Here is an 18,697-nt window from a genome sequence, read left to right on the forward strand (position 1 = left end):
TGGAATACAGCGGAGCCGTAGATACGCATTACAGGCTGAATGCCTCCACCGGATTTTTAATCAAGATCTGTTTCCAGTCTTTCTTCGCAAAGCCCCGCTTGTTCAGTTCGGGCATCAGCTGCTTAAAAAGCACAGTATAGTCGCGGCCGATTGGTCCGCCGTTGGGCTTAGCGGGATCAAACCAGCCTGCATCATGGGAGAGTAACGTCCGGTGCAGAAACCGATTTTCTTTCATCAACAACAAGGTTTCGACGTACTGACTGACATTGCTGTTATCCAACCCATCCAGACTTACCCAGGCCCCTTCGCGAATCGCCCGGGCGTAGTGCGCCATGTTGCTGCCTTGTGCATGGACCCAAACAAACGCATCGGGTCGAACGCCTTCCTGCTTCACTACGTCGATCTGCTCAAACGCGGGTACGTACGGCCCGGTATGCGAGCAGATTGTCAGGCCAGTCCGTTTGTGAGTCCGGGCTGCGGCCGTAATGAGCTTTCGATGCAAATCAGACAAGGGTCCCGGATTCACGCTGATCTTGATAAAACCGGGCTTAATCCCGGTTCCGTCGATGCCGTTTTCGTAGTCAGCGACCCAGCGATCGGCCAGTTGGTCGGCCGTTTCTGTGAATGCATGCGCCGGTAGATACCTATTATCCACCGCCCCGTAGTAACCAGTGTTGGTCAGTATGGTAACGCCCGATCGTTCAGACAGTTCTTTGAGCAGCAGCGGATCTTTACCCAAATAAGATGGAGTACAATCGAGCAACGTCTGGCAACCGAGCCGCTTTAACTCGTGCAGGTAAGGCAACATCTTATCCACGACCCCGGCTCGGTTCCACCGGTCGGAACGTATCGCATCGGCCCCAACAAAATCGACCAGAATATGCTCATGAATCAACGTCAGGCCCATGTCTTTTGCAGGCACAGGACCCGTAACGGTTTGAACATAGGATTTGTCGGCTGAGAGCATCCAGAGCCCGGCCAGCGAGCTACGAAAAAACGAACGTCGGGAAAGCATACGCGTTAGAGTCGAAGAACAAAAGAAGTGAAATCTTATGACTTCGTATAGGCTTTTGCCTCCCGAATCAAGGCTTTATATTCGCCAATAGCCAGGGCTTTTTTGTAGTACATTTTGGCCAGGTTCCGGTCATTGGTGCGGGCAGCAATACGGGCCAGCCCCGCATACGCAAAGGCATGATACTCTTTCGTATAGGGGTCGTTAAACTTCTGCTTCAGCGCTAACTGATAGAATTCAGCCGCTGCTTTGTCGTCTTTGTCCGCGTACTCCGCCAGCATACCATCGAATGTATTGACCGCAGGCGGCACTAATTTATCCGGCATTTGCCGAAGTCGCTGCACATAAGGCCGGGCCTCAGCATACCGCCCGGCCAGGAGCAGCGCTTCGGCGTTAACCATGCCGAAAAGCGGGTTATTTGGATATTTGTCGGCCAGATACTTCGTATATAGTGCCGCCCGCCCCGGCTGAATCTCATGCTTGATCAGAATATGCGCCAGATAATAGTTCGCTACAGCCCGCATAAACAGACTTTTTTTGGCCGCCGTATCCATTTGTTTCAGGCCCAGCGTCATATCCCCATCGTCGAAGAAGATCATAAACGGTCGTACGATCGGATGATCCATCGGATAGCGTTCAACGTAATAGTTATACAAACCTGTCGTAAAAAAGAAGTCCGGGCTCTTGTCCATCAGCTTGAAGCCGTCCTTTAAGTAGCTATATGACTTTTTCGACTCGCTAACGGCTTTCAGCGATTCACCCTGATTGTTGTAAAATGAGGCCAGATAGCTGTGCGCAGTTAACGCGAAGAATACACCCTCGGGGTCGTCCTCGTTTTTATCGAGTAGTTTCTTAGCCAGATCAAGCCCCTGATTAGCCGCCTGAATGAATTGCGCAGTGGCCGCTTTGTTTTCGTGCAGGGGCAGGTATTGCAACTCAAGCTGCGTAGCCCGCAAAATAGGCCCCACGGGATGCTGGGGAAACCGCGCCCGGAGCTGACGGGTCAGATTATCGGCTTCATTGAACTCCAGGTTATAAATATGATCCAGGGTTTTAAGCACCGTCTGCTGCACATTTGAATCAGTCATAACCTGAGCCTGATTCAGCAGGGGCAAACAGACGAAGCTAAGCAAGAAAAGTCGTCTTATAGAAATAGATATACGTAGTGCCAATGGACGTCGTTTGATTCTGTACGGCCAGAACCGTACTTTTGTTAAGTGCGTATTATCTAACGAGGGCTATACGCAAAAGTTTCTATTCATGATTCATTACGAGCAATTTGTTCTGGATAATGGTCTGCGCGTATTCGTCCATGAAGACGAATCGACACCAATCGCGGCCGTTAATATTTTATACAACGTCGGTTCGCGCGACGAAGACCCGAACCGCACCGGATTTGCCCACTTGTTTGAGCACCTGATGTTTGGCGGCTCGCGGCACATTCCCAGCTACGACGAACCGTTACAAAAAGTTGGTGGCGAGAATAACGCGTTTACCAGCCCCGATATCACAAATTATTACATTACGTTGCCAGCGGCTAATCTGGAAACGGCGTTCTGGCTCGAATCAGATCGAATGCTGAGTCTATCGTTCGATCCGCAGGTGCTCGATGTCCAGCAGAAAGTGGTTATTGAAGAGTTCAAGCAGCGTTATCTGAACCAGCCCTACGGCGACGTCTGGCTTAAGCTCCGACCTTTGGCTTATCAGCAGCACCCCTACCGCTGGGCAACCATCGGCAAAGACATTAGTCATATCGAAAACGCTACGTTAGACGACGTAAAAGCATTTTTCTTCAAGTATTATCTGCCTAATAATGCCATATTGGTCGTTGCCGGTAACGTAACGGTTGAGCAAATAAAGCAGTTGTGCGCAAAGTGGTTCGCTCCCATTCCAGCCGGTAATCCGTATATCCGTCAGTTACCCCAGGAGCCGGTTCAGCAGGAAGCCCGCAAACTGGAAACAAGCGCGAAGGTTCCGTTGAATGCGCTGTACAAAGCCTACCACATGCCCGGCCGCTTTGACGAAGGCTTCCAAACCGTCGATCTGTTGAGCGATATGCTTGGCCGCAGTAGATCGTCCCGATTGTATCAGCGCCTGCTGCGCGACAATCCGCTGTTCAGCAACGTGGGCGCTTACATTACGTCCTCGGTCGATCCGGGCCTGCTGGTCGTTCAGGGAACCTTAAACGAAGGCGTATCGCTGGAAGAAGCTGACGCAGCCGTTGAAGCGGTCGTGCAGGAGTTCATCGATCAGCCCGTACCGGAAGAGGAGTTAACCAAAGTAAAAAATCAGGCAGAGGCAACGCTGGCCTTTTCGGAAGTCGAACTGCTGAACCGGGCCATGAACCTTGCCTATGCCGCCAACGCGGGCGATCCGGAACTGGTCAATCAGGAAGCCGCCAAATTACAGGCAGTAACACCCGACGATATACAAGCCGCAGCTCGAAAGGTATTACGCAAAGATAACTGCTCGACCCTGTATTACCGACGGGCCGAACCGGTTGATGCCTAACTTTATTCGAAAACCATGGAAGCAACCTACGAGCCTAAACCGCTCACTGCCGATGAGGTGAAAGCGTTGTCACATGAGGTGAAACAAGCCTTGATGGAGCTATACGGTGATCGGTTAGCGCAGGTAATTCTGTACGGTTCCTATGCCCGTGGTGATTTCCATGCCGAATCAGACGTCGACTACCTGGTGGTGCTGAACGATGATAAAATGGAGGCTGGTCGGGAAATCCGTAAAATGGCATCACGTATTGGGGCTTTGGCCTTAAAATACGGCGTTGAACTATCTATTTTCCCAACAACAGCGACCAAGTACGAACAAGGATACACGCTATTTCACCAGGCTGTGGAACAGGAAGGCACACGTTTATGAGTGATTTAAATCGATCTCTGGCTTACTTACAAAAAGCCGAAGATGACTTACAACAAGCTCATATCTTATTCAACGCAGCATACGCTGATGGAACCATCAATCGCGCTTACTACGCTTTGTTTGATGGTATATTGGCCTTGCTTAATACCACAGATGGACCAATTCCTAAAACCCATACAGGAGCACATACGGAATTTCGCAAGCAGTTTATCCGAACAGGTCTTATCGGTGAAGAGTATAGCACCACCATCACCGAGTTGTTTAATCTTCGGCAAGGTGGTGATTACGATTTAGACTTTGCTATTTCTTTGGAAGATGCTCAATCTGCTATTGATCAGGTTAGTCAGTTTTTACAGGAAGTACGTAATTACCTCCACCGACTTGGCCTCATTTAATTTATTGGTTTCATGAAAATTAGGGTAGGACAAGGGTATGATGTACATCGCCTGGAAGAAGGACGACCCTTCTGGCTCGGTGGCATTCAGATTCCCAGTTCATTTGGGCCAGTAGGCCACTCCGACGCCGATGTTGTGTGTCATGTGCTCTGCGACGCCCTGTTGGGTGCCGCCAACATGCGAAATATCGGCTATCATTTCTCGGATAAAGATCCGCGCTGGAAAGGGGTCGATAGTAAGTTGCTGCTGGCCGAAGTGCTACGTATGGTGCGCGGGGCAGGCTACGAGGTTTCGAACGTCGACGTAACGGTCGTGTTGCAGGAGCCAAAACTGAATCCGCACATCCCGGCCATGAAAACCTGTCTGGCTGACGTAATGGCCATTCCGGAAGACGATATTTCGATTAAAGCCACTACGTCCGAACACATTGGATTCGTTGGTCGTGGCGAAGGTATTGCTGCTCATTGTGTTGCCCTTATCTTTAGAGAAGATTCATAAACCCCCGTTCTAATTTACCCATGCGCTTCACTGTTCCACTGGTTGCCTTTACCATCTCCGTAACTGCTGCTCTGGCCCAGCCTAAGGTGTCGACACCGGCTGGTCCTATCGATTTTGAAGAATACGAACCGGTTTCGACCCTCAAAGTGTCCGAACACAAGCTGGGCCGATCCAAATACCCATTTATTGATGTTCACAATCATCAGTATCAGATGGATAATGGTGATCTGCGCCCGCTGGTTAAGCAAATGGACAGCCTGAACATGGGACTGATGGTGAACCTGAGTGGACGCGGTTTCAGCAGTAATGCCAACGAAAGCACAAAGTTCTTCGATAACGCCCTCGCCAATATTCAGAAAACGAACCCCAAGCGTATCGCGTTATTCACCAACATCAACTTTGGGGAGGTAAACGATAAAGACTGGACAGCCCAGGCGGTTAAGACCCTCGAAGACGATGTGAAGAAAGGAGCCCGCGGACTGAAGATTTACAAGAATCTCGGCTTTAACGTAAAAGACGACAAGGGAAACCGAGTGCGCGTCGATGACCCCCGGCTTGACCCGATCTGGGCCAAATGCGGTCAGTTAGGCATTCCAGTGCTCATTCATACGGCCGACCCCAAACCCTTTTGGGACCCAATGGATCGCTTTAATGAACGGTGGCTGGAGCTGAAACTGCACCCCGGTCGCAAACGCTCAGAAACCAATCCCGTGTCGTGGGAGCAGCTTATTGCCGAGCAGCACAATGTATTCCGCAAGCATCCGAAAACAACGTTCATTGCTGCGCACATGGGCTGGTTTCCCAACGACCTGAACAAGCTCGACAGCCTGATGAAGGTGTTCCCGAATATGAATGTGGAGATCGGGGCCGTAATTGCTGAACTAGGTCGTCAGCCACGAGCTTCGCGTAAGTTCTTCGAGAAATACCAGGACCGCATCCTGTTCGGAAAAGACAGTTGGGTTCCTTCGGAATATGCTACATACTTCCGCGTGCTCGAAACGGACGATGAATACTTTCCCTACCACAAGAAATACCACGCCTTCTGGCGCATGTATGGCATGGCGCTGCCCGACGAGGTGCTGAAAAAAGTATATTACAAGAACGCGTTACGTATCATTCCGGGGCTCGACAAAAGCCAATTTCCGAATTAAGCTAACAACAGTACCTATGAACTACAGAGTCCATCTGGCCATTTTTCTGCTGCTGAGCAGCTATGCGGTGCAGGCCCAGTCGCTCCAGCCTGATGCCTTTGCTACGCAACTCCAACAGCAGCCGTCGGGCCAGCTGATCGACGTACGAACGCCCGGTGAGTTTAATGGCGGGCATCTGGTGGGAGCTAAAAACATTGATTTCAGAGACGCGGCTTTCGCGCAGAACCTGGCGAATCTCGACAAAACCAAACCAGTGTATGTCTACTGCCTGTCGGGCGGTCGATCAGCCGAAGCGGCTAAACTCATGCGTGAGCAGGGGTTCGCGAATGTATACGAACTTCAGGGCGGTTATCTGAAATGGACAACTAAACTTAAACCGGTTGAGGGTGCGCCCTCAGACGCATCAGCGAAAGCGGTTACGCCTGCTCAGGTGCAGCATATCGCCACAACCAACCGTTTGGTACTGGTTGATTTTTACGCGCCCTGGTGCGCGCCCTGCAAAAAAATGATGCCGCTTGTTGAGCAACTTCAAACGCAGTACGTTGGTAAACTCGTCGTTGTAAAAGCCGATGCCGACGCCAGCAAAGCGTTAATGCAGCACTATCAGGTCGATGAAATTCCAACCTTATTACTAATCAAAGAGGGTAAGCTCCAGGAACGCATGATCGGCCTGCAAACGTCGGCCATGCTCAACGAACTTATCGACAAAAATCTGTGACCCGTTGGGCATGACCATCACCAGCATCACCCTGTACCGCTACGACATTCCGCTTAAAGCCCCGATCGCTATCTCACTCGGCACCATTGAGCACGCTCGTAACGTTTTGATTGAAATTCAGACCAGTGAAGGCATTACCGGATGGGGTGAAGGTTCGCCGTTCTGGATGATCGTCGGTGAAACGCAGGCGTCAGGCTTAGCGGCCGCGCAGGACATGGCCCGCTTACTGATTGGCCGTGACCCGCTCGACATTGAAGGGAACATCACTACGCTCACGCGCTACCTGCCCGGCCACCCCACTACGCGCTCGGCGTTTGATATGGCCCTGTACGATATTGCTGCCAAAGCCGCCGGAATGCCGCTCTATCAGTTTCTGGGTGGGGCGAAACGTGACCTTGTTACTGACGAAACCATTTACATCAGCACACCCGAGCGCATGGTCGCCGATGCCCTGCGCATTCAGGCTAAGGGCGCTGAAGCCATCAAGGTAAAGCTAGGCACCAACCTGCGCGACGACGTTCAGCGGGTTGAGGCTATTCGCAAGGCGATCGGTGATCAAATCCCCATTCGTACCGATGCCAATCAGGGCTGGGACGTAGTAACTGCCTCGGCTGTACTTCGCACGATTGGCTCCTGGAATGTGCAGTACTGCGAACAACCCATCCGTCGGCACGACATCGCGGGATTGCGGCAAATTCGTCGCAGCTCGCCTGTGCCGATCATGGCCGATGAAAGCCTGTTCGACTCGGCCGACGCCATCCGGCTTGTGCGCGAAGAAGCCGTCGACTACTTCAATATCAAGTTATCCAAAAGCGGGGGATTATTCGAAGCGCTTAAAATCAATGCCATTGCCGAAGCCGCCGGTATTCCGTGCATGATTGGCTGTATGTCGGAGTCAAGACTCGGATTAACGGCAAATGCCCACTTTGCTGCGGCCCGGCAGAACGTCTGCTTCTATGATCTCGACGGTTGTTTTGAACATGCCGATGACCCTGTTGTGGGCGGTATTACGTACCATACCTATCAGATCAGTCTGCCCGATACGACCGGTATCGGAGCCGAAGTTAATCCGGCATTCCTGGCTCAGGCTGATCGTATCCGTATTTCTTAACTAGTGCATGATTTCGATTACTACTGTCCAGTCCGATGCCGACGTACGTGGCATTCTGGCTCTACAACAGAAAAACCTGCGCAAAAATGTGCCCCTCGATATACAGGTTGCTCAGGGTTTTGTAACGGTTGAGCACAAGCCTGACGTCCTGCTGCGAATGAATCAGGCCGCCCCAAGTGTCATTGCGAAAGATAGGAATCATGTCGTCGGGTATTGCCTGACCATGCTGCCTGAGTTCGGGAATGACGTACCCGAGCTGGTCCCCTTGTTCGCCTTAATCAACGCTCTTGACTATCAAGGTAAACCGTTCATCGACTACGCCTACTACGTAATGGGGCAGGTTTGCGTAGCTGATGGGTATCGGGGACAGCGACTATTCGACCGCATGTACGAGCACCAGCGCGAGGTGTATAGCGACCGTTACCAGTTGTTGGTGACCGATATTTCGGAGTTGAATACCCGTTCGTTACGTGCCCATGGCCGCGTCGGTTTTGAACCTATCCATTCGTTTTACGACGTAACGCTCGATGAAACCTGGGTCGTTGTCGTCTGGGACTGGCAAAAGTAGAAGGTAACGCTCGTTGAGCTTTACCAGTAAAGCTGTTGGCGCTAACCGTGACTAGCCAATCGCCCCGTAACCTGACTAAGTACCTCTTATGCGTATCTGTATCCTGTTTCTGCTTGTCAGTTCGTCGCTTTTTGCCCAATCTTCTCCTCCCCAGGTATTCATCGCTCCTAAATCTCCCGCTGAGACTGGTTTCTCGGCTGACCGATTAAAACGGCTCGATACGTGGCTACAGAGTCTTATCGATCAGGACATCGCGCCGAACGCCGTCACGTTCGTAGCCCACCGGGGCAAGATCGTCCATTATAAAGCGTTCGGTTACAGCAACCTGGAGAACAAAACGCCCCTCAGGCGCGACGACCTGTACCGCATTGCTTCGCAATCGAAAGCCATCACTACAACGACCCTGATGACGTTGTTCGAAGAAGAGAAGTTTTTGCTGGATGAGCCCATTTCGAAGTATATCCCTGCGTTCAAAAATCCTAAAGTGCTGGTCCGGTACGACCCGAAAAACCCGGCTGAAGGCAGCTACGATACCCGTCCCGCCAAAAGTGAGATCACCATCCGGCAGTTGCTGAGCCACACTGCCGGTATTCCCTATGAGCATCCGCTCGATCAGCGGCCGGAGTTCAAACTACCTTTCTTCAATTCTACGCAGCCCGACAAACTCGAAGACGTAATCAATAAACTGGCTGCCCGGCCGCTCCTTCGCGATCCCGGTACCGACTCAACGGGCGCGGGTTTCATATACGGGCTCAACACCGACATCATTGGCCGGCTAGTCGAAATTCTGTCGGGAAAATCGCTCGATGTGGCTATTCGTGAACGCGTGCTGGAACCACTCGGCATGAACGATACGTATTTTTATCTGCCCGCCAACAAAGCCAGCCGGCTGGTCGAGCTGTACGAAAAACCAAGTATGACTAAGCCGCTTGCCCTGCACCCAAATGCTACGTATCGGAATTATGCAGTTACCGGAGCCAGGACGTATTTCTCCGGGGGAGCGGGCCTGATCAGCACCGTTGCCGACTACGCCCGGCTTTGTCAGATGCTGCTCAATGGCGGTACGTTCAACAACAAGCGCGTTCTCGGCCGCAAGACCGTCGAGATGATGGTTCGCAATCAGATCGGCACCGCCGAAGTCTGGGATCGCAGGGATAAATTTGGCCTGGGGTTTCAGCTGATTACTGAAGCTTCTCATTATGGTGATCAGGCTTCGCCCGGTTCGTTTACGTGGGGTGGTATGTACTGCTCGGAGTTCACTATCGACCCCAAAGAAGAACTGATTCTGCTCATTTTCACGAACGTTCAGCCTTATGCGTATTACAGCGATTTCGTGAAGAAATTCCGGATCGCTGTCTACCAGGCTTTAGAGTAAGCTACGTATCGTTCAGACGGTTAATTACACGGTAGTAATCCGATCGGGAAACCCCCATCCCTGTTTTTTGCGTTTATACTTCATCATGACGTTTCCAACCAATGCGTAAAAAAATTGCTCTTATTGTCGTAGGGGTACTGGTCGTTCTAGGGGTCTGGCAATGGGAGTTAGTGAGTTATGGGTATATGCAGGCTAAAGGTCAGTTGCGGATTATGTTTAATACACAACCTGTAGCCGACGTACTGGCAGACCCGGCTTACCCAGACTCGCTAAAGCGGAAAATAGAACTTATCCGCGAAATCAAGCGTTTTGCTATTGATTCGCTGGAGCTTAATCCATCGGGTAGTTACGAGTCGTTTTATGATTTACAAGGCAAGCCGCTGATGTGGATGCTGATTGGCTCAGAGAAATATAGGCTCGTACCCGTTGAATACAGCTTTCCGATACTAGGTACGTTTTCGTATAAAGGTTTTTTCGATTACAACCGGCTTATGGAAGCGGATAGCCTGTTGCAGCAGCAGGGGTATGATACGCGGATTAATGAGGTAGCCGCATATTCGACGTTAGGATTTTTCAAAGAACCCATCCTGTCGAACATGCTGGGTCGAACGGAAGGCAGCCTGGCTGAATTAATTATTCATGAGTTAACCCACGGCACACTGTTTGTGAAGGATAACTTGGAATACAACGAAAACCTGGCTGATTTTGTCGGTGAGTACGGTGCGCTGCGGTTTATGGAGGCTAAGTACGGCCCTAAGTCCGAACCGTATCGAAACTACCTGGCCGCAAAGGCGTTTTATGAACGGTATGACGACCACATCCTGCGAGGTACTCAAACGCTGGATAGTTTGTATCGATCGTTTAAACCTCAAACGCCTGCGGCAGTCAAAGATACGCTCAAGTGGCAAACGATCCGCCAGATTGTTACGTCATCGGATACGATTACCGACGAACGTGACAGATCAGGCAAACGCTTACTAACAAAACGACGTTTAGATAAACGAAACTTACCCAACAATGCGTACTTTATTGGGTATTTAACCTACCGGAAGCAGCAGAACCGGTTTCGGCAGGAGTTTGAGAGTCGGTTTAGGAGCGATTTTAAACGTTATTTAACGTATTTAAAAGAAACATATCCATCTTTATAAACGATGCCCATTGTGGGCGGTTGTTCGTATGAAGAAGTATCTGATTGGTCTTAGCGTTATAGCTGTTCTGGGTACCGGCTTTACTACCCTGAACACGTACCGGCGCGTGGTAAACAACAGCTTCGGCCCCGGTGAGCACCTGGAGTACCGCGTTCACTATGGATTTCTGAACGCTGCAGAAGCCATTGTCGATGTGAGTCCGACGTTGTATAAAGTAAACGACCGCCCCTGCTACCGCGTCAACGTAGATGGCCGTACGGTTGGTGCCTTCGACCTGGTAACGCGCATTCGCGATACCTGGCGGTCGTACATCGATACCTCGGCGATCTTACCGCAGAAATTTTACAGTAACCTCCAGGAGAATAACTACCGGAAAGAAGAAAACATTACGTTCAATCACGCGGCCAATACGGTTAAAGCCGAAGAGCGTACTGAAAAGGACGTGTTTAAAGTGCCCGACAACGTGCATGATTTTATCAGTGGCTATTATTTCCTGCGCACCATCGATTTTAACAACCTGAGCAGCGGACAAGTCCTCGAAGTCCCAGCCTTCTACGATAATACGATATATAACATGAAGGTTCGTTACCGGGGCAAATCGGTGATCAAAACCAGACAGGGAAAAATCAATGTGCTTCGGCTTAATCCGGTCCTACCGCAAAACAAGCTGTTTAAAGATGAGGAATCCATCCGCATCTTCGTATCAGACGATATCAACAAAATCCCTGTTAAGGTTGAAGTTGATTTGTGGGTCGGCTCCATGGTGATGGACCTTCGCATGAATCAGGGGCTGAAACAACCGTTGCGTTATTTTTAAACAGAGCCCGGCGTCAACGCCGGGCTATTTTGTTTTTCAGGCCAACGGCCAGTCGCTCTATTGTACTCAGCCGGTTCCAGCACAGCGCCCAGAACGGGGCTTCCACTGCACCAAAGCTTTTATAAAATAGTCGAACTGAAGGCTTCTCGGGACTCTCGAAATCCAATAGTAACGGTTGACCGGCATAGTGCTGAATCTGCTGATTGATCAATACGGTCCGTGCGTTGCCCCGTCGGCCGATTTCGGACGCAGCGTTAAAGAGGTAGATTAACCGGTTTCCTTCCCGCACGAACAACGCCCCCGCTTCAATCTGCCCGTTACTCACCGCATATTGAAGACTTGCCAGGCCACGCTTCGTTAGCTCGCCAATCAGCTTCTCCAGAATTCTATAGGCCTGCCGGTTCACTCCACCCGGTATTCCCTCCGCGTGGTTATCGCGGAACAGAGTAAGCAGCGGCAGCGAATCGGTTGAGTCTACGATTGCCCAATCCAGCGCCTGGGCCAGACGAAGATTTCGTCGCCGGTCCGATGTATAGTGCTCATAAATTGATGTGTATCCAACCGACAAATCCAGGACGTGCGTTGATAAAACCTGCTTCGTCAGCGAGCCGGTGAACGCAGCCAATTTTATCTGGCAATGGAAACTGGACGCATATCGGAAATGCTCGTAGGCGACTTCTAAAAACAAAGTCGGATTAATGGAACCCGTACGTCGAAATACAGTAAGAAACTGACAGAAGAACGGCTGATGAATCACCCAGGCATAACATATACCCGCCACCGATTTCCGACGTAACGGCAGGGGCATCACGGCCTCGTACCCATCGGAAGGGCTGTCTATAACGAGCCCAACCCATTGCCACTCCGGCTTAGGCAGCACAGCGTCTAAATACCACGAGTACCCATAAACGATACACTCAGCAGAAGCCCCTACACAGGCATCCCAGGCTGTGGTGTTGATCTCGGCCCGAGTCAGCAACCTGATCGCACCAGCCGGATTAGGGAACGTAGCACTCGTGGACGTAACGGATACCATAGACGCATCGCTGTCCACCATAGTCAGCTTATTTAAACTGGGCTTTCAACTTCTCGATAATATCGCGCGTCTCAGCGTGTTTGGCGACCAGGTCGCTAATGGTCTGCACGGCGTGGATAACCGTACTGTGATCGCGACCGCCGAAATGATACCCAATCGACTTCAGCGACAGGTCAGTTTTCTCTTTAGCCAGATACATCGCCACCTGCCGGGGATGCACCAGTTCGCGCTTGCGGCTCTTGGCTTTCAGATCAGCGATGGTGACATTATAAAAAGAAGCAACGGCTTCCTGCACCGAGTCGATGGTTACCTCCCGCTCCGAATCGACGACGATGTTACGGAGCGTCTGCTTGGCCAACTCCAGGTCAATATCCCGGCGGTTCAGCGATGCCTGCGCCATCAGCGATACAATCACCCCTTCCAGTTCCCGAACATTCGTATTGATACTGTGCGCGAGGTATTCAATGACGTTATCTTCGATGTAAATGCCTTCGGCCTGAAGTTTCTTCTGAATAATAGCAATACGCGTTTCAAGATCAGGCGTTTGCAGGTCGGCCGATAATCCCCATTTAAAGCGCGATAACAACCGATCTTCGAGTCCATCGAGCGCGCGTGGGGCCCGGTCAGATGTCATGATGATCTGCTTACCCGACTGGTGCAGGTGGTTGAAGATGTGGAAGAAAATCTCCTGCGTCTTCTCTTTTTTCTGTAGGAACTGCACATCGTCAATTACCAGTACGTCTACCTGCATGTAGAAGCTCGTGAAGTCGCGAATACCGTCCGTCCGGATTGCATTCAGAAACTGGTTGGTAAACTTCTCCGACGTAACGTAGAGAACAAATTTGTTCTGGTTGTTATTCTTGATGTAATTCCCGATGGCCTGCACCAGGTGCGTTTTGCCCAACCCTACTCCCCCATAAATCATCAACGGGTTAAACGACGTAACGCCCGGTCGTTCGGCGACGGCGTAACCCGCCGACCGGGCCAGCCGGTTGCAATCCCCCTCTACGTAGTTATCGAACGTGTACGTCGGATTGAGGTACGAATCCAGCGTAAGCGAATCCAGATCTTTAAGCTGGAACGGACTTTTCAGAATATCCGGATTAACATTATCCGGTTTGGCTGTCTGGGGACTTTTTGTGGTCGGGACATTGACCGTCAGGGGCCGGTTCTGCTCGTTCCCTTTATCAACAATGATTGAATACTCCAGTTGTCCGTCGCGGCCAATGGCTGTATCGAGGGCTTTGCGGAGGGCATGTACGAAGTTTTCTTCGAGCCATTCGTAGAAGAACTCGCTCGGTACCTGAATGGTCAGTACGCTCCCGTTCAGCCGAAGGGGAACAATCGGCTCAAACCATGTCTTGAAGCTTTGTTCGGGTACAATATCCCGAATCACGTTCAGACAGCGGTTCCATACCGTTGTTACTTCGCGTTGCATGCCTGGCGGGGTCGTTCCATTCACAATTATACTTTCTGATTACGGTGAGTAACGTCCAAAAAAAGGGAGACAAATGTAGCTAATTATCCGGCCCAAGCCACAGCTATAGCCTTCGTTTTTTAGTTCTTCTCCCTGCATTTAACGTTTAACCTGTTAAAATTACAGGATTCGGACAAAACGCCAAGGCAGCTGCCTAATCCCTTTGAATAATGCAATCGCATTGGGTCATAGGCCGTTACAGACGCCACTTTGCCTAAAAAAAGAGAAAGTAGTACATTTACTAGACATTGAGACACCCGCAGGATGGAGCCGCTTTTTAAGAACATATTTTCGCCCGTTGATCGATTTGCCTGGTTAGCCCAGGTCCGGGCTGAGTTAAAAGACGAACATGCCTACGAGAGTCTGCGATGGTCATCGCCGGAAGGTTTTGGGGTCGAACCCTACTACACAGCTGATGACCTGACGACTCTGCCGCTCGCCGACATTCAAACCGCTCAGAAAGCCGCACCCGGATGGCTCAACGCGCCCGAACGGCGCATTACCAACGAAAAACTGGACAACGCATCCTTTCGGTCTGCGCTAACCAGCGGAGCCGACGCACTTGTTCTCGATCTGCCGCTGCAGGTCGATGTAAATCGGCTACTGGACGGAATTAAGCTCAGCGATACGCCGGTTTATTTTCGACTGGCAAGTGCCGAAGTCGACTTTGTACAGGCGCTGCAAACGGTGGCTCCGTATCAGCTCAAAGGCGGTTTGTTAACGGATGTAAGCGCTGATACGGCCCAGATCACGCGCCAACTGGCGGGTTCACCTCAGTTCCGAACGGTTTGTGTGAACAGTCACCCGTTTCACAATGCCGGAGCAACAGCCACCCAGGAGTTAGCGTTTACCTTCGCCCGGCTATCCGATGCGTATGATCAATTGACGGAGGCAGGACTGACCGCCGAGGAGTTAGCACCGAAAACGCTTATTTCCGTTTCGGTCGGCACCAGTTACTTTATGGAGATTGCCAAGCTACGGGCTCTACGGGTACTCTGGCAGCGGTTTATTGGAGCTTATGGTACATCAACCGTATCAGTGACCGTTCACGCGCAAACGTCAACGTTTTATGACGCGACCGCAACACCTTATACCAATTTGCTTCGGGCCACGACCGAAGCGATGGCAGCGGTCATGGGCGGTTGTGATGTACTTACCATTCATCCGTACGACACGGTACTCGGTCATGCTACTGACGAACTGGAAAGCAACTTTTCAGAACGTATTGCCCGGAACGTGTCCTTGCTGTTGGCCGAAGAAAGTTATCTGGGTAAGGTAGCGGACCCAGCGGCCGGTTCGTATTACATCGAAACCCTGACGAGTCAGCTTATTACGGCTGCCTGGACGTTGTTTCTTGATGTAGAGAAGCAGGGCGGCTATACGAAAGCAATGGAAAACGGGTTCATTCCCGGCGAAATTGACAAATCATATCGGGCCAAGATTCAGGCCGTTGAAACCGGCAAGGTGCTTGTCGGCGTCAATAAGTTCCGGTTCGATGAAGGCAATCGCCCGGCAACGCACCCGAAAGGCCGTAGCCAATCGAAGACTGGTCTTCCAGACCGTCGATTAGGTGAATCGTTTGAGTAAAGCGGAACTAGAGTAAGACTATGAGACCCGACTTCATCAATAAATCAATTCCGGCAGCGGACACGGATCAACCGACCCAGTCAAAATCATTTACTACCGCCGAGGGTATTAAAGTAAAGCCGCGTTTTACAAAAGTCGACCTACAAGCGGCCGAACACCTGAACTATGCGGCCGGCATTCCTCCTTATCTGCGGGGTCCTTACGCCAGCATGTACGTTCGCCAACCCTGGACCATTCGGCAGTACGCAGGCTTTTCGACCGCTGAAGAATCGAATGCGTTTTATCGGCGTAACCTCGCGGCCGGGCAGAAAGGCTTGTCGATTGCCTTTGACTTAGCTACACACCGGGGTTATGACTCCGACCACCCACGGGTTGTCGGCGACGTAGGCAAAGCGGGTGTAGCCATCGACTCGGTCGACGACATGAAGATTTTGTTCGATCAGATTCCACTCGATCAAATGTCGGTGTCGATGACCATGAACGGGGCCGTACTGCCGATTATGGCCTTTTTCATCGTAGCGGCCGAAGAGCAGGGCGTTACGCCCGAAAAGCTTTCGGGTACCATCCAGAATGACATCCTGAAAGAGTTCATGGTACGGAATACGTACATCTATCCGCCTGAACCCTCCATGCGCATCGTCGGCGACATATTCGCCTATACGAGTCGTCACATGCCGAAGTTCAATTCCATCAGCATCAGTGGCTACCACATGCACGAAGCGGGGGCTCCGGCGCAGCTTGAATTGGCGTATACGCTGGCTGACGGACTGGAATACATTCGAACAGGGTTACGGGCGGGCATGAGCATCGACGCCTTCGCCCCACGCCTGTCATTCTTCTGGGGCATTGGCATGAATCACTTCATGGAGATTGCCAAGCTACGGGCCGGTCGATTGTTATGGGCCAAGATTGTGAAGCAGTTCAATCCCAGGAATGCGAAATCCCTGGCCTTACGTACGCACTGTCAAACGTCGGGCTACAGCCTTACCGAGCAGGACCCGTTCAATAACGTAGCGCGCACGACCATCGAAGCGCTAGCCGCAGTGCTGGGTGGAGCCCAAAGCTTACACACCAATTCGCTGGATGAAGCCATTGCGCTACCAACCGATTTTTCGGCGCGCATCGCCCGGAATACGCAACTGTATCTGCAGCACGAAACCGACGTAACGCGGGCGGTCGATCCGTGGGGCGGCTCGTATTACGTTGAATACCTAACCAAAGAACTCGCCGAAAAAGCCTGGGCGCTAATCGAAGAAGTAGAAAAATTGGGCGGCATGACGAAAGCCATCGAAACAGGCCTCCCGAAACTACGTATTGAAGAGGCAGCCGCCCGGAAGCAAGCCCGGATCGACGGTGGTAAGGACGTAATCGTCGGCGTAAATCGCTACCGGCCAACCTCGGAAACCACGATTGAACTGCTCAATATCGATAATCAGGCCGTTCGCGAAACCCAGATCCGGCGGCTCCAGCAAATCAAATCGACACGTAACAACGAGCAGGTCCAGAGTGCCTTGGCGGCCATTACTACGTGTGCTCAAACCGGGGAAGGTAACCTGTTGGCTCTGGCCGTCGAAGCGGCTCGCCACCGGGCTACGTTAGGCGAAATTTCTGACGCTATGGAAAACGCATTCGGTCGTCATAAAGCGACAATCCGAGCCGTATCGGGTATTTATTCGGCGGAGGTTTCCGATGATGAGAACTTCCGGCTGGCGCGCGAACTGAGCGATCAGTTTGCGGAGCTGGACGGTCGTCGCCCTCGCATTCTGGTGGCTAAAATGGGACAGGATGGTCATGACCGGGGCGCTAAAGTTATTGCTACCAGTTTCGCGGATCTGGGCTTCGACGTCGACATGGGCCCCTTGTTTCAGACGCCAGCCGAAGTAGCACGTCAGGCCGCCGAAAACGACGTACATATCGTTGGCGTATCCAGTTTAGCGGCTGGCCATAAAACGCTGGTACCCCAACTGATCAACGAACTAAAGGCCATCGGTCGCGACGACATTATGGTTATTGCGGGTGGCGTCATTCCGGCTCAGGATTATCAATACCTGTACGATGCTGGCGTGAAAGGCATTTTTGGGCCTGGCACCGTCATTTCGATCGCAGCCCAGAAGATTCTGAGGAAGTTAATGGGTTCGGCGTAACACGAATTTTCGTATATTCACTCGTAAACGAACCCGCTTCATGGCCGACGAATTAATTGCCGAACTCTTCGACGCACCCGATGCTCAACTGATCATCAACCGTGTACAAGCCATGCTTGACGACGAGAAAAAGCGTCGTCAGGAGTTCTATGAGTGGCTTTCGGATGACGTAAAAGCCGAATTTATCAATGGCGAAGTCATAATGCACTCGCCCGTCAAACGTCGTCATCTGCGGGCGAGTAAACGCCTGTTCCGTTTGCTTCTGGAGTATGTTGATGCTCGTGATTTGGGTGAAGTTGACATTGAAAAAGCGATGGTTACGCTTACTCGTAATGATTACGAACCGGATATTTGTTACTGGCGGAAGGAAGTGGCCGATACATTTACTGATGACACCATGCAGCACCCGGCTCCCGATTTGGTGATCGAGATTCTATCGAAAGCGACCGCTAAACGCGACCGGGGAATTAAATATGAGGATTACGCAGCTCATGGCGTTCGGGAATATTGGCTAGTTGACCCTACTCGTCAAACCGTTGAGCAGTTCCGATTAGATGAAGAGTTTATGGCCTTCGACGCCGTTGGCAATTTTCACCTTAACGACACAATCAAGTCCTTAACCCTGCCCGACTTCTCGATTCCGGTGCGCGCTATTTTTGAGTCGGAAGCGAATAAAGACGCATTACGCTTGTTGCTACAAACCAGTTAGCGCCATTCTTTCGGCAGGTACGAATCTAGTCTCAAAAACAAAACCCCCGCTCTCAGCGCTGAGAGCGGGGG

18 protein-coding genes are annotated in these 18,697 nt (G+C 51.4%); 14 read left to right on the forward strand and 4 right to left on the reverse strand.

Features of this window, described 5'->3' with window-relative positions; translation table 11 throughout:
- Positions 1-28 precede the first annotated feature (28 nt).
- Positions 29-1,015 (reverse strand): phosphotriesterase family protein, encoded by a 987-nt coding sequence (locus tag ACYVBJ_RS03235; protein WP_460980864.1) that lies wholly within the window; start codon positions 1,013-1,015, stop codon positions 29-31.
- A 35-nt stretch (positions 1,016-1,050) separates the two neighbouring features.
- Positions 1,051-2,100: a hypothetical protein gene (locus tag ACYVBJ_RS03240; protein WP_460980865.1), complete on the reverse strand. Its 1,050-nt coding sequence runs from the start codon at positions 2,098-2,100 to the stop codon at positions 1,051-1,053.
- 172 nt (positions 2,101-2,272) lie between these two features.
- On the opposite strand from ACYVBJ_RS03240, the gene ACYVBJ_RS03245 reads away from it, so the two are divergent.
- The 11 genes from ACYVBJ_RS03245 to ACYVBJ_RS03295 all read left to right on the forward strand — a co-directional run bounded on the left by ACYVBJ_RS03245 (position 2,273) and on the right by ACYVBJ_RS03295 (position 11,673).
- A complete protein-coding gene (locus ACYVBJ_RS03245) occupies positions 2,273-3,523 on the forward strand; it encodes a M16 family metallopeptidase (protein WP_460980866.1) in 1,251 nt (416 codons plus the stop codon).
- 15 nt (positions 3,524-3,538) lie between these two features.
- Positions 3,539-3,892 (forward strand): nucleotidyltransferase domain-containing protein, encoded by a 354-nt coding sequence (locus tag ACYVBJ_RS03250; protein ID WP_460980867.1) that lies wholly within the window; start codon positions 3,539-3,541, stop codon positions 3,890-3,892.
- Positions 3,889-4,287 (forward strand): HEPN domain-containing protein, encoded by a 399-nt coding sequence (locus ACYVBJ_RS03255; RefSeq protein ID WP_460980868.1) that lies wholly within the window; start codon positions 3,889-3,891, stop codon positions 4,285-4,287. Before ACYVBJ_RS03250 ends, ACYVBJ_RS03255 begins: the two co-directional genes overlap by 4 nt.
- Positions 4,288-4,299: 12 nt before the next feature.
- A complete protein-coding gene (gene ispF, locus ACYVBJ_RS03260; RefSeq protein ID WP_460974489.1) occupies positions 4,300-4,785 on the forward strand; it encodes a 2-C-methyl-D-erythritol 2,4-cyclodiphosphate synthase in 486 nt (161 codons plus the stop codon).
- Between the two features lie 20 nt (positions 4,786-4,805).
- Entirely contained in the window at positions 4,806-5,936 is a 1,131-nt protein-coding gene (locus tag ACYVBJ_RS03265) for an amidohydrolase family protein (protein WP_460980869.1), read from the forward strand.
- A 16-nt stretch (positions 5,937-5,952) separates the two neighbouring features.
- Complete coding sequence (locus tag ACYVBJ_RS03270) at positions 5,953-6,654, forward strand: thioredoxin domain-containing protein (protein WP_460980870.1); 702 nt, start codon at positions 5,953-5,955, stop codon at positions 6,652-6,654.
- A 10-nt stretch (positions 6,655-6,664) separates the two neighbouring features.
- Positions 6,665-7,765 (forward strand): mandelate racemase/muconate lactonizing enzyme family protein, encoded by a 1,101-nt coding sequence (locus ACYVBJ_RS03275; RefSeq protein ID WP_460980871.1) that lies wholly within the window; start codon positions 6,665-6,667, stop codon positions 7,763-7,765.
- 7 nt (positions 7,766-7,772) lie between these two features.
- Positions 7,773-8,333 carry a GNAT family N-acetyltransferase gene (locus ACYVBJ_RS03280; RefSeq protein WP_460980872.1) on the forward strand — a complete coding sequence of 187 codons (561 nt, stop codon included), beginning with the start codon at positions 7,773-7,775 and terminating at the stop codon, positions 8,331-8,333.
- 88 nt (positions 8,334-8,421) lie between these two features.
- Positions 8,422-9,708, forward strand: coding sequence for a serine hydrolase domain-containing protein (locus tag ACYVBJ_RS03285; protein WP_460980873.1), 1,287 nt, complete (start codon positions 8,422-8,424; stop codon positions 9,706-9,708).
- Between the two features lie 101 nt (positions 9,709-9,809).
- Positions 9,810-10,856, forward strand: a complete 1,047-nt coding sequence (locus tag ACYVBJ_RS03290; RefSeq protein WP_460980874.1) for an aminopeptidase — start codon at positions 9,810-9,812, stop codon at positions 10,854-10,856.
- A 28-nt stretch (positions 10,857-10,884) separates the two neighbouring features.
- Positions 10,885-11,673, forward strand: coding sequence for a DUF3108 domain-containing protein (locus ACYVBJ_RS03295; RefSeq protein ID WP_460980875.1), 789 nt, complete (start codon positions 10,885-10,887; stop codon positions 11,671-11,673).
- Between the two features lie 13 nt (positions 11,674-11,686).
- Here ACYVBJ_RS03295 and ACYVBJ_RS03300 read toward each other — a convergent pair whose 3' ends face one another.
- Positions 11,687-12,730: a GNAT family N-acetyltransferase gene (locus ACYVBJ_RS03300; protein WP_460980876.1), complete on the reverse strand. Its 1,044-nt coding sequence runs from the start codon at positions 12,728-12,730 to the stop codon at positions 11,687-11,689.
- Positions 12,731-12,737: 7 nt separating this feature from the next.
- The gene (gene dnaA / locus ACYVBJ_RS03305) at positions 12,738-14,147 is read right to left on the reverse strand and encodes a chromosomal replication initiator protein DnaA (RefSeq protein WP_460980877.1); all 1,410 of its coding nucleotides are present in this window, start codon (positions 14,145-14,147) and stop codon (positions 12,738-12,740) included.
- Between the two features lie 303 nt (positions 14,148-14,450).
- Here dnaA and ACYVBJ_RS03310 point away from each other — a divergent pair, with 303 nt between their 5' ends.
- Genes ACYVBJ_RS03310 through ACYVBJ_RS03320 form a run of 3 tightly spaced genes read left to right on the forward strand, consistent with a single transcriptional unit; the run spans position 14,451 to position 18,626 of the window.
- Positions 14,451-15,773 carry a methylmalonyl-CoA mutase family protein gene (locus tag ACYVBJ_RS03310; protein WP_460980878.1) on the forward strand — a complete coding sequence of 441 codons (1,323 nt, stop codon included), beginning with the start codon at positions 14,451-14,453 and terminating at the stop codon, positions 15,771-15,773.
- A gap of 20 nt (positions 15,774-15,793) precedes the next feature.
- Complete coding sequence (scpA, locus tag ACYVBJ_RS03315) at positions 15,794-17,917, forward strand: methylmalonyl-CoA mutase (protein WP_460980879.1); 2,124 nt, start codon at positions 15,794-15,796, stop codon at positions 17,915-17,917.
- Between the two features lie 40 nt (positions 17,918-17,957).
- Positions 17,958-18,626, forward strand: a complete 669-nt coding sequence (locus ACYVBJ_RS03320) for a Uma2 family endonuclease (RefSeq protein ID WP_460980880.1) — start codon at positions 17,958-17,960, stop codon at positions 18,624-18,626.
- The last annotated feature ends 71 nt before the right edge of the window (positions 18,627-18,697 follow it).

This window comes from Spirosoma fluminis, from assembly GCF_054778895.1.